The following is a 13,151-nucleotide window of genomic DNA, read 5'->3' on the forward strand; positions in this document are numbered from 1 at the left end:
TCCGGCCGTCCGAACACGGAAGAGTGGATCTGATGCTCCGCTACACGCTGATGCGCCTCGGGATCTTCGTGGGCTGCCTCGTGGTCGTCTGGGGCCTCGTCTACTCGGGCCTCGCCCCGCGCGGGCTGGGCGACTCCAACGGCCTGTGGATCGTCCTGCTCGCCCTGGTGCTCTCCGCCCCCATCAGCTTCGTCGCCCTGCGCAAGCAGCGGGACGTCGCCTCCGAGGGCATCGTGCGGAAGGTCGACCGCGTCAAGGCCAACCTGGAGGCCCACCGCAACCAGGAGGACGCGGCCGACGACGCCGCCCGCGGCGAGGGCCGCGCCCAGACCTCCTGACCCCCGAGCGCGGCCCCTCCGCGCCCCCTCCGCCGTCGCGGACGCGTTGCGTCCGTCACAGGCGGACACCCGCCGCCGAGCGCCCCGGTCCCTGAACCACCAGGACACCGGGGCGCTTTGCGTTGTGGGGCCGGTGTGCGGCGCCCGCCTCTCAAAGCGAGGCTTTGAGAGTCTCAAAGTTCAGGTGCTACGGTCACGGGGTGAAGTCAGCAGCCGTGTTCCCCACGCCCCGGAGCGTTCCGCTCGTGGCACGCCTGCACGTGGACCTCTGCCGGGTGACCACCGCGACCTGTCGTCCCTGACGACCCGCACCACCCCCGCCACCTTCCCCCCTCACCACCGCGTCCCCCTCGGAGCATGTCCGTGTCCACGAACACGAAGTCCTTCAGGCTGCCCGTCCGGGCACCCTTCTGGGCCCAGATACTCGCCGGTCTGGTCCTCGGCGTCCTGCTCGGCTGGCTCGCCCGCAGCCAGGACCTCTCCTGGCTGGTCACCACCCTCGAAAAGGTCGGCGGCACCTTCATCGGCCTGCTGAAGCTGGCCGTCGCCCCCCTGGTCTTCTTCGCGATCCTGGTCTCGATCACCAACCTGCGCAAGGTCAACAACGCGGCCCGCCTGGCCTCCCGCACCCTGCTCTGGTTCATGATCACGTCGCTGATCGCGGTCGCCATCGGCCTCACCATCGGCCTGGTCACCAACCCGGGCTCCGGCACCGGCCTCACCCCCGCCGACGGGGCGAAGCCCGAGAAGACCGGCTCCTGGATCGACTTCCTCACCGGCATCATCCCTCCCGACGTCATCACGCCGTTCACCGAACTGAACGTGCTGCAGATCGTCTTCATGGCCGCCGTCGCCGGCATCGCCGCGCTCCAGCTCGGCGAGAAGGCCGAACCCGTCCTGGTCTTCAGCGAGTCCGTCCTGGCGCTGCTGCAGAAGGCGCTGTGGTGGGTCATCCGGCTCGCGCCCCTCGGCACCGTCGGCCTGATCGGCAACGCCATCGCCAGCTACGGCTGGGACCTGCTCGGCCAGTACGCGACCTTCACCGCCGACATCTACATCGGCTGCCTCATCGTCATGTTCGGCGTGTACCCGGCGCTGCTCGCGGGCGTCGCGAAGATCAACCCGGTGCAGTTCTTCAAGGGCGCCTGGCCCGCCATCCAGCTGGCCTTCGTCTCCCGCTCCTCGGTCGGCACCATGCCGCTCACCCAGAAGGTCACCGAACGTCTCGGCGTGCCCCGCGAGTACGCCTCCTTCGCCGTGCCGTTCGGCGCGACCACGAAGATGGACGGCTGCGCCGCGATCTACCCGGCCATCGCCGCGATCTTCGTCGCGCAGATCTTCGACGTCCCGCTCGGCGTCGGCGACTACCTGCTGATCGCCTTCGTGTCGGTGGTCGGCTCCGCCGCCACGGCGGGCCTGACCGGCGCGACCGTCATGCTGACGCTGACCCTGTCCACCCTCGGCCTGCCGATGGAGGGCGTCGGCCTGCTCCTCGCGATCGACCCCATCCTGGACATGATCCGCACGGCCACCAACGTGGCCGGCCAGGCGCTGGTGCCGGTGGTCGTCTCCGCCCGCGAGGGACTGCTGGACCGGGACGCCTACGACTCGGTGCACTCCTCCCCGGTCGACGGGGACACCCCCGCCGACGACTCCCGTCAGGTGGCGGTACCGGCCTGACGCGACGCGCGGCGGCCGCCGTCGTCCCGTGCCCGCGGGCTCCCGAGAGGGGGTCCGCGGGCACGGGCGTTTCCGGCCCGCGTCGGCGGCGGGCGGTGGAGCCGGGGCCGGGGCCCCGTACGCTGATCCGCATGGGTGCCGTGAAGACCAAGCGGATGCCGCGTGCGGTCCGTGAGCAGCAGATGCTGGACGCCGCCGTGCGGACCTTCGGGCGGCGGGGGTACATGGCCGCGTCGATGGACGAGATCGCCGAACTGGCGGGTGTGTCCAAGCCGTTGGTCTACCTGTACCTGAACTCCAAGGAGGACCTGTTCACCGCCTGCATCCGGCGGGAGGCGCAGGCCCTCACCGAGGCGGTGCGCGCGGGGGCGCGGCCGGAGCTGCCCGCGGACCGGCAGCTGTGGGCGGGGCTGATGGCGTTCTTCGCGCACACCGCGCGGCACCCCGACGGCTGGGCCGTGCTGCACCTGCAGGCCCGTACGCAGGGCTCGGTGTTCGCGGCCGAGGTGGCCGCGATGCGGGCGGAGATCGTGGCCTTCGTGACCCAGTTGATCCTGGCCGCCGCGCGGGAGGCGCACCGGGACCCGGACCTGCCGGAGCGCGAGGTGTCGGGGCTCGCGGAGGCCCTGGTGGGGGCCGCCGAGTCGCTGGCCGACTGGGCCAACGCGACCCCGGGCACGACGGCGCGGCAGGCGGCGGCGACCCTGATGAACTTCGCGTGGGCCGGGCTGGGCAACCTGATGGCGGGCGCCCGCTGGTCGCCGCCCGAGGAGGACGACGGCGGCGCCGCCGACCCGAGCTGACCCGGCGTCAGAGCGGGCGGATCTCCCCGGTGAGGTGGACGCGGTCCCCGGGGCCGCGCAGGGCGAAGCGCCCGCCGTCGGCCGCCAGGGTCACCGTCCCGGGCAGCGGGACCGGCGCGCGGAAGCCGGCCCGGACCACGGCGGCGTCCGGGACCGGGCGGGCGGCGAGGCAGCGGGCCGCGGTCCACATGCCGTGGGCGATGGCCCGGGGGAAGCCGAACGGCCGCGCGGTGAGCGGGTGCAGATGGATCGGGTTGCGGTCGCCGGAGGCGGCGCCGTAGCGCCGTCCCAGGTCGCCGGGGAGCTGCCAGGTGTCGACGGCGGGCAGGTGCGCGGGGTCGTCGGCGGGGCCGGCATCCGGCGTGTCCGCGGGGCGGGCGCCCGGGGCGTCGGGGGTGCGGGCGGGGGTGCGGTGCCGGGCGAGGTAGGTGCTGCTGGACTCCCAGGCGAGCACTCCGCCGGTGCGCAGTTCGGTGACGACGGTGGCCTCGGTGCCGCGCCGGTGCGGGCTCAGGCCGCGCACGTACACGGTGAGTTCGTGCGCGTCGGTGGCGGACGACGGTCGGTGCCGGGTGATGTGCACGGCGGTGTGGACCAGCCCGAGCAGCGGCAGGGGGAAGTCGCGCCGGCTCATCAGCCGCATGGCCGCGGGGAAGCCGAGGACGTGCGGGTATGTGACCGGCAGCGTGTCCGCGCCGACGGGGAAGCCGCAGACCCGCTGGTAGGCGGCGAGCCGGGCCGGGTCCACGCGCAGGCCGGGCAGGACCAGGCGGGTGCGGGGGAAGCCGGCGTCGGGACGGGGGCGTTTGAAGGGGGAGAGCAGGGCGCCGCGCAGCAGGAGCGGGGGGAGGGCGGGGGAGCCGTCGAGGACGTGGGCCGGGGTGCCGGGGGCGGGGGTCATGGGTGTCAGGCCCCCAGCAGGCTCTGGCCGCAGACGCGGACGACCTGGCCGTTGACCGCGCCCGAGTCGGGGTGCGCGAACCAGGCGGTGGTCTCGGCGACGTCGACGGGGAGGCCGCCCTGGGCGAGGGAGTTCATGCGGCGGCCGGCCTCGCGGATGAGCAGCGGGACGGTGGCGGTCATCTTCGTCTCGATGAAGCCCGGTGCGACCGCGTTGACGGTGACGCCGTGGGCGGCGTGCGCGCGGGGGGCCAGGGAGCGGACCAGGCCGACGATGCCCGCCTTGGAGGCGCCGTAGTTGGTCTGTCCGGCGTTGCCGGCGATGCCCGCGATGGAGGCCGTCGCGACGATGCGTCCGCCGGGCCGCAGGGCGCCGGCGTCGAGCAGGGCGTCGGTGGTGCGCAGCACGCTCGCCAGGTTGACGTCGAGGACCGGGTTCCAGCGGTCGGCGGGCATGTTGACGAGCCGTCGGTCGCGAGTGATGCCCGCGTTGTGGACCAGGATGTCGAGGCCGTCGGGGAGGGCCTGAAGGATCCGCCGGCCGGCGTCGGAGGCGGTGATGTCGAGGGGCAGCGCGGTGCCGCCGAGGCGTTCGGCGACACGGGCGGCGTCCTGTTCGGCCTGCGGGACGTCGAGCACCACGACCCGGGCGCCGTCGCGGGCCAGGGTCTCGGCGACGGCCTCGCCGATGCCGCGGGCGGCGCCGGTCACCAGGGCGGTGCGGCCGGCCAGGGGGCGGTCGGCGGTGGCGTCGCCGGGGGCCGTCTCCCGGCCGTCCGTGCCGGTGCCGACGCCGATGACCTGGCCGCTGACGTAGGCGGATCTGGGCGAGAGCAGGAAGCGGAGGGTGGAGGCGGCGGCGGGGGCGGCTCCGGCGAGGCGGAGCAGGTTGACGGTGGTGCCGCGGCCGGTCTCCTTGCCGAGGGAGCGGGTGAACCCCTCCAGGGCCTGCTGGGCTGCGGCCTGGTGGTGGTCGTCGGGGTCCGGGGGTGTGCCGAGGACGACGATGCGTCCGTTGGCGGTGACCGACCGGACGACGGGGTGCAGGGCCGCGTGCACGGCGGCGAGGCCGTCGACGTCCCGTACCCCGGTGGCGTCCAAGACGACCGCGGCGGGCCGTCCGTCGTCGTCGGGGGCGAGCCCGGTGGTGGCGAGGACCGGGGCGAGGTCGAGGTCGGAGGTGCCGGCGGTGAGGTGGAGCAGGCCGCCGTCGAGGGCCGGCTGCCCGGGCGACCAGCGCTTCAGGGCCGTGGGCCGGGGGAGGCCGAGGCGGCGGGTGAGGAAGCGGCCGGGCGGGGTGCCGGTGAAGCTCAGGTAGCGGTCGGCCATGTGCGACTCCCAGCGGGTTCGTGGGGGGCTCGCCGGAGGGCCGCCCCGTGCTTACTCTGGAGTAAGGTTACCGGAGGTTATCCTAGGTCACGCGTGAGGAGCAGGTCGAGATGAGTCCTTCGAAGCCGCTGCCGGGGACGGCGGTGCGGCGGGTCGCCGTCATCGGTGGCAGCCGCGTCCCCTTCGCCCGCGCCGACGGCCCCTACGCCACCGCCTCCAACCAGGAGATGCTCACCGCCGCCCTCGACGCCCTGGTCGAGCGCCACGGCCTCGACGAGCCGGGCGCCGTGGACGAGTTCGTGGCCGGCGCGGTCCTCAAGCACAGCCGCGACTTCAACCTGGCCCGCGAGACCGTCCTCGGCTCCCGGCTGGACCCCCGCACCCCCGCCTACGACATCCAGCAGGCGTGCGGCACCGGCCTGCAGGCCGTGATCGCCGCCGCCAACAAGATCGCGCTGGGGCAGAGCGAGGCCGCGGTCGCGGGCGGCGCGGACACCGCGAGCGACGCGCCCCTCGGTGTCAACGACGACCTGCGCCGCATCCTGCTGGCCGCCCGCCGGGCCCGCTCGGCCGGGGCCCGGCTCAAGGCCCTGGCGGGGATCCGCCCCCGTCACCTGGTGCCCGACATCCCGCGCAACGCCGAGCCGCGCACCGGCCTGTCCATGGGCGAGCACGCCGCCGTGACCGCCCGGGCGTGGGGCGTCACCCGCGAGGCCCAGGACGAACTCGCCGCGGCCAGCCACCAGCGGCTGGCGGCGGCGTACGAACGCGGCTTCTTCGAGGACCTGGTGGTGCCGTTCCGCGGGCTGGAGCGCGACCAGAACCTGCGGCCCGGCTCCACCGTGGAGAGCCTGGCGAAGCTCCGGCCGGTCTTCGGCCTCGACGGTCCCGCGCCGACGATGACGGCGGGCAACTCCACCCCGCTCACCGACGGCGCCGCCGTCGTGCTGCTGGCGAGCGAGGAGTGGGCCGAGGCCCGCGGCCTGACCCCGCTGGCCCACCTGACCACCTGTGCCACGGCCGCCGTGGACTTCGCCGGCGGCGACGTCGCGGGCGGCGAGGACGGCCTGCTGATGGCCCCGGCGTACGCGGTCCCGCGGATGCTGGAGCGTGCCGGGCTGGGCCTGGACGACTTCGACCTGATCGAGGTGCACGAGGCGTTCGCCTCCCAGGTGCTGGCCACCCTGGCGGCCTGGGAGAAGCAGGGGCTGGGGGCCGTCGACCGCGCCCGGCTCAACGTGGCCGGGTCGTCGCTGGCCACCGGCCACCCGTTCGCCGCCACGGGCGCCCGCATCGTGGCGACCCTGGCGAAACTCCTCGCCGAGCGGGACGGCCCGGGCCGCGGCCTGATCTCCGTGTGCGCGGCCGGCGGCCAGGGGGTGACGGCGGTGCTGGAGCGCGCCTGACCGGCCGTCGCGGGCGGGCGCGTCGCCCGGTGATCCCCCGAGACTGCACATCCCCGGCTCCGGACCGCCCCGGAACCCGCACGATCCCGTCACGCGCGCGCCGTACGATCCCGGTCCGGCCGGTCCGCCCCCCTTCCCCCGGAACGCCCCGCGACGCGTGCCGCCGCCGGGCGCCCCGGCCGGTGAGCCCGCGCGACGGCACCCGGCCACCCCCACCGCACGTCCCTGGAGCCGCCCCGTGTCCCCCGCGCCTTCCTCCCCCGCCCCCGACGACGCGTACGGCGCGACCGCCCCGGCCGAGGCCGAGATCCGACGGCTCGACGGCGTCGTGCGCGAGGTGTCGGTGCCGCCGCTCGCCCGGCCGGTGCGTCACGGTTCGCTCGCCGACCTGCCCTTCGACAACGCGCACGCGGCGCCGGACGAGGTGGTCCTCAGCCGTCGGTCGGCGGACGGCGACTGGTCGGACGTGACCGCCGCCGCGTTCGCGGACCAGGTGCGGGCGGTGGCCCGGGGGTTGATCGCCGAAGGGCTGCGGCCGGGGGACCGGGTCGCCGTCATGGCCCGCACGATCTACGAGTGGACGGTCCTGGACTTCGCGGCCTGGGCGGCCGGGCTGGTCACGGTGCCCGTCTACCCCACCTCCTCGCCGTACCAGGCGCGCTGGATCCTCCACGACTCCGGCGCCGTCGCCCTGATCACCGAGAGCGCCGGACAGGCCGCCGCCCTCGGCCCGGAACTCGCCCACCTGCCCGGCCTGCGCCACGTGTGGGTCGTGGAGAAGGGGCACGTGGAACGGCTGGCCGAGGCCGGGGCACAGGTGCCCGACCAGGAGGTGGAGGTGCGCCGGGGGGTCCTCGGCCCCGACACCCTCGCCACGCTCGTCTACACCTCCGGCACCACCGGCCGCCCCAAGGGCTGCGCCCTGACCCACGGCAACTTCTTCGCCGAGGTCGACAACGCGATCGAGCTGCTCTACCCCGTCTTCCGCGCCCGGACCAGCGAGGAGGCGTCGGTCCTGCTCTTCCTGCCCATGTCGCACATCTTCGGGCGGATGGTCGCCGTGGCCTGCGTCCGGGCCCGGGTGCGCCTCGGCCACGCGCCCAGCCTGAAGCCGGAGGACCTGCTCCCGGACCTGGCGGCCTTCCGGCCGACCTGTCTGCTGACCATCCCCTACATGCTGGAGAAGGTCTTCAACACCGCCCGCGCCCGCGCGGAGTCGGGCGGGCGCGCGGCGACCTTCGACCGGGCGGTCGCCGTGGCCCGCCGCCACGGTGAGGCCGTCGAGGCCGGCCGCAACGGCACCGGGCCGGGCCCGTCCCGCGCGCTGAAGGCCGCGCGCGCCCTGTACGACCCGCTGGTCTACCGCAAGCTGCGCAACGCCATGGGCGGCCGGGTCCGCTACGTCATCAGCGGGGGCTCCCCGCTCGGCCGCCGCCTCGCCGCCTTCTACGCGGGGGCCGGCATCGAGGTCTTCGAGGGCTACGGACTGACGGAGACCACCGGCGCCACCACCATCACCTCGCCCGAGCGGCCCCGCCTGGGCACCGTGGGCCTGCCGCTGCCCGGCACCCGGGTCCGGATCGCCGCGGACGGCGAGATCCTCGTCGCGGGCGAGCACGTGCTGCGCGGCTACTGGGACCCCCGGGCCGGGGGAGTGGTGCCCGCCGCGCCCGACGGGTGGCTCGCGACCGGGGACCTCGGACAGCTCGACGACGAGGGCCACCTCACCCTCACCGGCCGCAAGAAGGAGCTGCTGATCACCGCGGGCGGCAAGAGCGTCGCCCCGGCCCCGCTGGAGGACTGGCTGCGCTCGCACCCCCTGATCTCCCAGGTCATGGTGCTCGGCGACGGCCGCCCCTACGTGACCGCGCTGATCACCCTGGACCCGGACGGCATCACCCACTGGCGGCGCATGAACGGCAGGCACCCGGTCCCGCCGGAGCTCCTCGCCGACGACGCGGACCTGCTCGCGGTCCTCCAGCGCGCCGTCGACGAGGCCAACAGGATGCTGTCCCGCCCCGAGTCCATCCGCCGTTTCACCGTCCTGCCCGTCGACTTCACGGAGGCGGCCGGGCATCTCACCCCGTCGATGAAGCTGCGGCGCGAGGCCGTCCTGCGGGACTTCGCCGACGCGGTGGAGGAGCTGTACGCGGGATGACCGGCCGGACGGGTGGCGCGCCCGGCCGCGTGTCGCGCGGAGGGGCGGCAATTCCTGTGGAAGAGGGGGCCCGGAGGCGGAAAATTCTCCGGGAATTCACCGCGGATGACGCCGTTCGGGCGACGGTACCCCGGCCGGCCGGGACCGCGGATTCCCGCGCGGGCAACGTCCGGTGGCCTGCCGTTCCGGAATGCGGACGAGGGGAAAGGGCGGGGTCCGGACGGCGAAAGGCAGGAGCCCCGTCGCCGTACGGCGCGGGGCTCCTTGGGTACTGCTGGTCGTTCCCGGATCGGAGGATCGGGTCAGGCAGGGGTGACGTTCTCCGCCTGCGGGCCCTTCGGGCCCTGCGTGACGTCGAAGGTGACCTGCTGGTTCTCCTCGAGGGACCGGAAGCCGGTCGCGTTGATCGCGGAGTAGTGGACGAAGACGTCGGGGCCGCCGCCTTCCTGGGCGATGAAACCAAAGCCCTTTTCGGCGTTGAACCACTTCACGGTTCCGGTAGCCATAAGCCCTCCTTGGGCTCAAAAGGGTTGCCCTGCTCCAGAACCAGCAAGTGTGAAGACCAATTCCGCACAACTGCATCCGTCTGAGAACGACGAGAGCCCGCGGTCACATGCTCCGCAGGCTCTGTACTGCAAGGGAAACCAAACTGCAACTTGCGACGAGCCTAGCACGGGGGTGCCCGTTCGCAATAGAGGTCAAGATCACGTCACCCGAATGTTTGAATGCCCCTTCCGTCACCCCCGTCACGCCCCTGAGTGTGCCTTCCGCGGGCCCCGATTCCCGGGGGCGTCCCCGGACGGGGAGGGTGGGCGGCCCGGCCGCGCCGGGCGGGGGCTAGCCTCACGATGTGGACAATCCTCGCACCCGGCCGCGCGTCGGCCACATCCAGTTCCTGAACTGCGTGCCCCTGTACTGGGGGCTCGCCAGAACGGGCACACTCCTCGACTTCGAGCTCACGAAGGACACCCCGGAGAAGCTCAGCGAGAAGCTGGTGCAGGGCGACCTCGACATCGGGCCGATCACCCTGGTCGAGTTCCTCAAGCACGCCGACCAGCTGGTCGCCTTCCCCGACATCGCCGTCGGCTGCGACGGGCCGGTGATGTCCTGCGTGATCGTCTCGCAGGTCCCGCTGGACCGCCTGGACGGCGCCCGCGTCGCCCTCGGCTCTACCTCGCGGACCTCCGTGCGCCTCGCCCAGCTGCTCCTGGCCGAGCGGTACGGCGTCCGGCCCGACTACTACACCTGCCCGCCCGACCTCAGCTCGATGATGCAGGAGGCCGAGGCGGCCGTCCTGATCGGCGACGCCGCCCTGCGCGCCAACATGCTCGACGCGCCCCGCTACGGGCTCGACGTGCACGACCTGGGCCGGCTGTGGAAGGAGTGGACGGGGCTGCCGTTCGTCTTCGCCGTCTGGGCGGCGCGCCGCGACTACCTGGAACGCGAGCCGGTCATCACCCGCAAGGTGCACGAGGCGTTCCTCTCCTCCCGCAACCTCTCCCTGCAGGAGGTCGGCAAGGTCGCCGAGCAGGCCGCCCGCTGGGAGGACTTCGACGAGGCGACCCTGGCCGAGTACTTCACCACCCTCGACTTCAGCTTCGGCGCGCCCCAGCTCGCGGCGGTCGCGGAGTTCGCCCGCCGGGTGGGCCCCACGACCGGCTTCCCGGCCGACGTGACGGTGGACCTGCTGCGGCCGTGAGGAGCGGGCGCCCCGCCCACTACCCTGCTGGAGTTCCGGCGCACCAGGCGTGACGGGGGAGGGGGGCGCCATGCGGCCGCTCGAGGCCGACGAACCCACGGCAGTGGGGCCGTACCGGCTGCTCGGCCGGCTCGGCTCCGGCGGCATGGGCCGGGTCTACCTGGGGCGGAGCGCCGGCGGGCGCACCGTCGCGGTCAAGATCGTGCACCCGCACTTCGCGCTCGACGAGGAGTTCCGGGCGCGGTTCCGGCGCGAGGTGGAGGCCGCGCGCCGGGTCGGTGGCGCCTGGACGGCCCCCGTCCTGGACGCGGACCCCGACGCCCGCGTGCCCTGGGTCGCCACCGCCTACGCCGCCGGTCCCTCGCTCGCCGCGGCGGTCACCGAGGGTGGCGCGCTGCCCGACGGCACGGTGCGGGCGCTGGGCGCGGGCCTCGCCGAGGCGCTGACGGCGGTCCACGACCTGGGCCTGGTGCACCGGGACGTGAAGCCGTCCAACGTGCTCCTCACCCTCGACGGCCCGCTGCTGATCGACTTCGGCATCGCCCGGGCCACGGACGGCACGGCCTCCCTCACCTCCACCGGCGTCTCGATCGGCTCGCCCGGCTACATGTCGCCCGAGCAGATCCTCGGCAGGGGCGTCACCGGCGCGGCCGACGTGTTCTCCCTGGGCGCGGTCCTCGCCTACGCGGCGACCGGCGCCTCGCCCTTCCCCGGCGACTCCTCGGCGGCCCTGCTCTACAAGGTCGTCCACGAGCCGCCCGAACTCGGCGGCCTGGACGGCGAGGTGCGGGCGCTGGTGGAGGAGTGCCTGGCCAAGGACCCGTCCGCCCGCCCGGCCCCCGCCGAGGTGGCCCGGCGGCTCGCCCCCGAGGGGGCGGCCCGGCTGGTGGCGGGCGGGTGGCTGCCCGGACCGCTGGTGGAGCAGGTCAGCCGGGGCGCCGTCCGGCTGCTCAACCTGGAGGCCGGGCACGGCGGCCGGGACGGCGACGGACCCGCGTCCGGGCCCGTGGGGTTCAGCACCCCGTCCGTCGGAGCGGCCGACGGCCCGGAGCCCGGCGGCCCGGCCGCCTGGTCCGGCGACGGGACGGCGTCCGGCACGTTCGGCACGTTCGGCCCGCCGCCGGTGATGCCGGGGACCGGCCGGGCCGCGGGCGGGGGAGCCGTGCCCGAACCCCGTGATGCGCCCGCGGTGTCGTCGCCCGCCGTGCCCGCGCAGCCGCCCCGGACGGCCCCCGCGCCGGACCCCGCCCCGTCCGCCGTACCGCCGCACCCGCCGACCGAGCCCTCCGGCGGCGGACGGCCCGGACGGCTCTCCGTGTCGGTGACGGCCACCGGCGGCCGGGAGCGCGGCGGCGGCCGGGGCCGGCGGGTCAGCTGCACCGTGGCGCTCGCCGTCGCCGGTGCCCTCGCCGCGGTGACCGTCGGCTCGGTCCTCGTCCTCGACCTGCTGCCGGGCGGCTCCCCCGGGGGCGCGCAGGGTTCGCGGGACGACGCCCAGTCCGAGGCCCCCGCCCGGACGGTCCCCGCCGCCTACGTCGGCACCTGGGAGGGGCAGGCCGCCTCCCGGGACAGCATCACCATCCCGCTCGGGACGTTCCGGGTGACGGTGCAGGACGCGAAGGTGGGCGAGCGGGTCGGCACCGTCCGCCACACCGACATCCTCGGCGGGGTCTGCGACGACGTCCTCACCCTGGTGCGGGTCTCCGGCGAACGGCTCGTCACCAGCGCGTCCGGTGCCGAGTCCAACCGCTCCGTGTGCGACCAGGACCGGCACACCGTCGTCCTCACCCCGACCGGCGACGACCTCCGCTACGAGTCCGACAGCAAGGCGTCGGGGCGGCCCGAGGCCCGCCTGTCGCGGCTGAGCCAGGGGGACACCCCGTAGGCCCTGTCGTCACCTTCCCGCCTGCCGTGCGCCGCCGTGCGCGCCCGCCTCGACGGGCCCGGCGGACCCGGCGGCCCTCCGGGCCCGTCGACGCGGGCGCGGAGCATCCCTAGGATCTCCTCGGCCCGGCACCCCGGCGCCGCCCTCCGTCGCCCGCCCGTCAGGACGCCCCATGCCGTTACCCGTCGACGCCGTGCTGATCGTGCTCGCCGCGCTGTGGGGTGCCGCGGCGGGCGCGCTGCTGCCGCGCGCGGCCTACCGGCTGTCCGTCCCGCCGGAGGAGGACTGGCGGGCGGTGTGCCCGGCGGGACACGTGCTCGTCGGCTGGCTGGGCCCGGCCCGGTGCGCGGGCTGCCCGGGGCGGCCGTACGGGTCCGGATCGGCCTCCGTCCCGGTGACCGCCGCCGTCTGCGCCGTGCTGGCCGCCGCCACCGGGCCCCGGCCCGAACTGGCCGTCTGGCTGCTGCTGGCGCCGGTGGGCGTGCTGCTCGCGGTGGTGGACCTGCGGGTGCAGCGGCTGCCCGACCCGCTCACCCTGCCGTTCGCCGGTGCCGCGATCCTCCTGCTCGGCGCCGCCGCCCTCCTCCCCGGGCACGCGGGCCGGTGGACCACCGCGGTGCTGGGCGCGCTCGCCCTGGGCGCCGGCTACCTCGTGCTGTTCCTCATCAACCCCGGCGGCATGGGCTTCGGGGACGTCAAGCTCGCCCTGGGCGCGGGCGCCGTCCTCGGCTGGTACGGCTGGCCGACGGTACTGCTCGGCACGTTCGCCGGCTTCCTGCTCGGGGCGCTGTACGGCGGCGCCCTGGTCCTCGCCCGCCGGGCGGGACGCGGGACGGTCATACCGTTCGGGCCGTTCCTCGTCACGGGCGCCCTGACCGGGCTGCTCATCGGCGCGTACACGGCCTGACGTCGGCCGGGAATCCGCGCTGACGTACGCTGGATCGGTCCGCCCA

Annotated in this window: 12 protein-coding genes; 9 read left to right on the plus strand and 3 right to left on the minus strand. The window is 75.1% G+C overall.

Annotated elements, in window-relative coordinates; genetic code table 11:
* Positions 1–32: 32 nt before the first annotated feature.
* The 4 genes from AB0F01_RS06010 to AB0F01_RS06025 all read left to right on the plus strand — a co-directional run bounded on the left by AB0F01_RS06010 (position 33) and on the right by AB0F01_RS06025 (position 2,821).
* A complete protein-coding gene (locus AB0F01_RS06010) occupies positions 33–338 on the plus strand; it encodes a DUF4229 domain-containing protein (protein ID WP_362090412.1) in 306 nt (101 codons plus the stop codon).
* Positions 339–553: 215 nt separating this feature from the next.
* Complete coding sequence (locus AB0F01_RS06015; protein ID WP_362092431.1) at positions 554–640, plus strand: putative leader peptide; 87 nt, start codon at positions 554–556, stop codon at positions 638–640.
* A 55-nt stretch (positions 641–695) separates the two neighbouring features.
* Complete coding sequence (locus AB0F01_RS06020; RefSeq protein ID WP_362090413.1) at positions 696–2,018, plus strand: dicarboxylate/amino acid:cation symporter; 1,323 nt, start codon at positions 696–698, stop codon at positions 2,016–2,018.
* Positions 2,019–2,149: 131 nt separating this feature from the next.
* On the plus strand, positions 2,150–2,821 hold the full coding sequence (locus AB0F01_RS06025) for a TetR/AcrR family transcriptional regulator (protein ID WP_362090415.1): 672 nt from the start codon (positions 2,150–2,152) through the stop codon (positions 2,819–2,821).
* A gap of 7 nt (positions 2,822–2,828) precedes the next feature.
* Here AB0F01_RS06025 and AB0F01_RS06030 read toward each other — a convergent pair whose 3' ends face one another.
* Together AB0F01_RS06030 and AB0F01_RS06035 are read right to left on the minus strand one after the other, a co-directional pair.
* A complete protein-coding gene (locus tag AB0F01_RS06030; RefSeq protein ID WP_362090417.1) occupies positions 2,829–3,722 on the minus strand; it encodes a MaoC/PaaZ C-terminal domain-containing protein in 894 nt (297 codons plus the stop codon).
* A 5-nt stretch (positions 3,723–3,727) separates the two neighbouring features.
* Positions 3,728–5,050 (minus strand): 3-oxoacyl-ACP reductase, encoded by a 1,323-nt coding sequence (locus AB0F01_RS06035; protein WP_362090419.1) that lies wholly within the window; start codon positions 5,048–5,050, stop codon positions 3,728–3,730.
* Positions 5,051–5,160: 110 nt separating this feature from the next.
* Here AB0F01_RS06035 and AB0F01_RS06040 point away from each other — a divergent pair, with 110 nt between their 5' ends.
* Together AB0F01_RS06040 and AB0F01_RS06045 are read left to right on the plus strand one after the other, a co-directional pair.
* On the plus strand, positions 5,161–6,456 hold the full coding sequence (locus AB0F01_RS06040) for an acetyl-CoA C-acetyltransferase (protein ID WP_362090421.1): 1,296 nt from the start codon (positions 5,161–5,163) through the stop codon (positions 6,454–6,456).
* Positions 6,457–6,694: 238 nt separating this feature from the next.
* Complete coding sequence (locus tag AB0F01_RS06045) at positions 6,695–8,614, plus strand: AMP-dependent synthetase/ligase (protein WP_362090423.1); 1,920 nt, start codon at positions 6,695–6,697, stop codon at positions 8,612–8,614.
* 302 nt (positions 8,615–8,916) lie between these two features.
* Here the strand turns inward: AB0F01_RS06045 and AB0F01_RS06050 are convergent, their stop codons facing one another.
* Positions 8,917–9,120: a cold-shock protein gene (locus AB0F01_RS06050; protein ID WP_006133199.1), complete on the minus strand. Its 204-nt coding sequence runs from the start codon at positions 9,118–9,120 to the stop codon at positions 8,917–8,919.
* 344 nt (positions 9,121–9,464) lie between these two features.
* On the opposite strand from AB0F01_RS06050, the gene AB0F01_RS06055 reads away from it, so the two are divergent.
* The 3 genes from AB0F01_RS06055 (at position 9,465) to AB0F01_RS06065 (ending at position 13,105) form a co-directional block, all read left to right on the plus strand.
* The gene (locus AB0F01_RS06055) at positions 9,465–10,313 is read left to right on the plus strand and encodes a menaquinone biosynthesis protein (protein ID WP_362090425.1); all 849 of its coding nucleotides are present in this window, start codon (positions 9,465–9,467) and stop codon (positions 10,311–10,313) included.
* 70 nt (positions 10,314–10,383) lie between these two features.
* Positions 10,384–12,198, plus strand: a complete 1,815-nt coding sequence (locus tag AB0F01_RS06060) for a serine/threonine-protein kinase (protein WP_362090427.1) — start codon at positions 10,384–10,386, stop codon at positions 12,196–12,198.
* 172 nt (positions 12,199–12,370) lie between these two features.
* Positions 12,371–13,105 carry an A24 family peptidase gene (locus tag AB0F01_RS06065; protein WP_362090429.1) on the plus strand — a complete coding sequence of 245 codons (735 nt, stop codon included), beginning with the start codon at positions 12,371–12,373 and terminating at the stop codon, positions 13,103–13,105.
* The last annotated feature ends 46 nt before the right edge of the window (positions 13,106–13,151 follow it).

The organism is Streptomyces sp. NPDC029526, from assembly GCF_040637405.1.
Classification (GTDB): domain Bacteria; phylum Actinomycetota; class Actinomycetes; order Streptomycetales; family Streptomycetaceae; genus Streptomyces.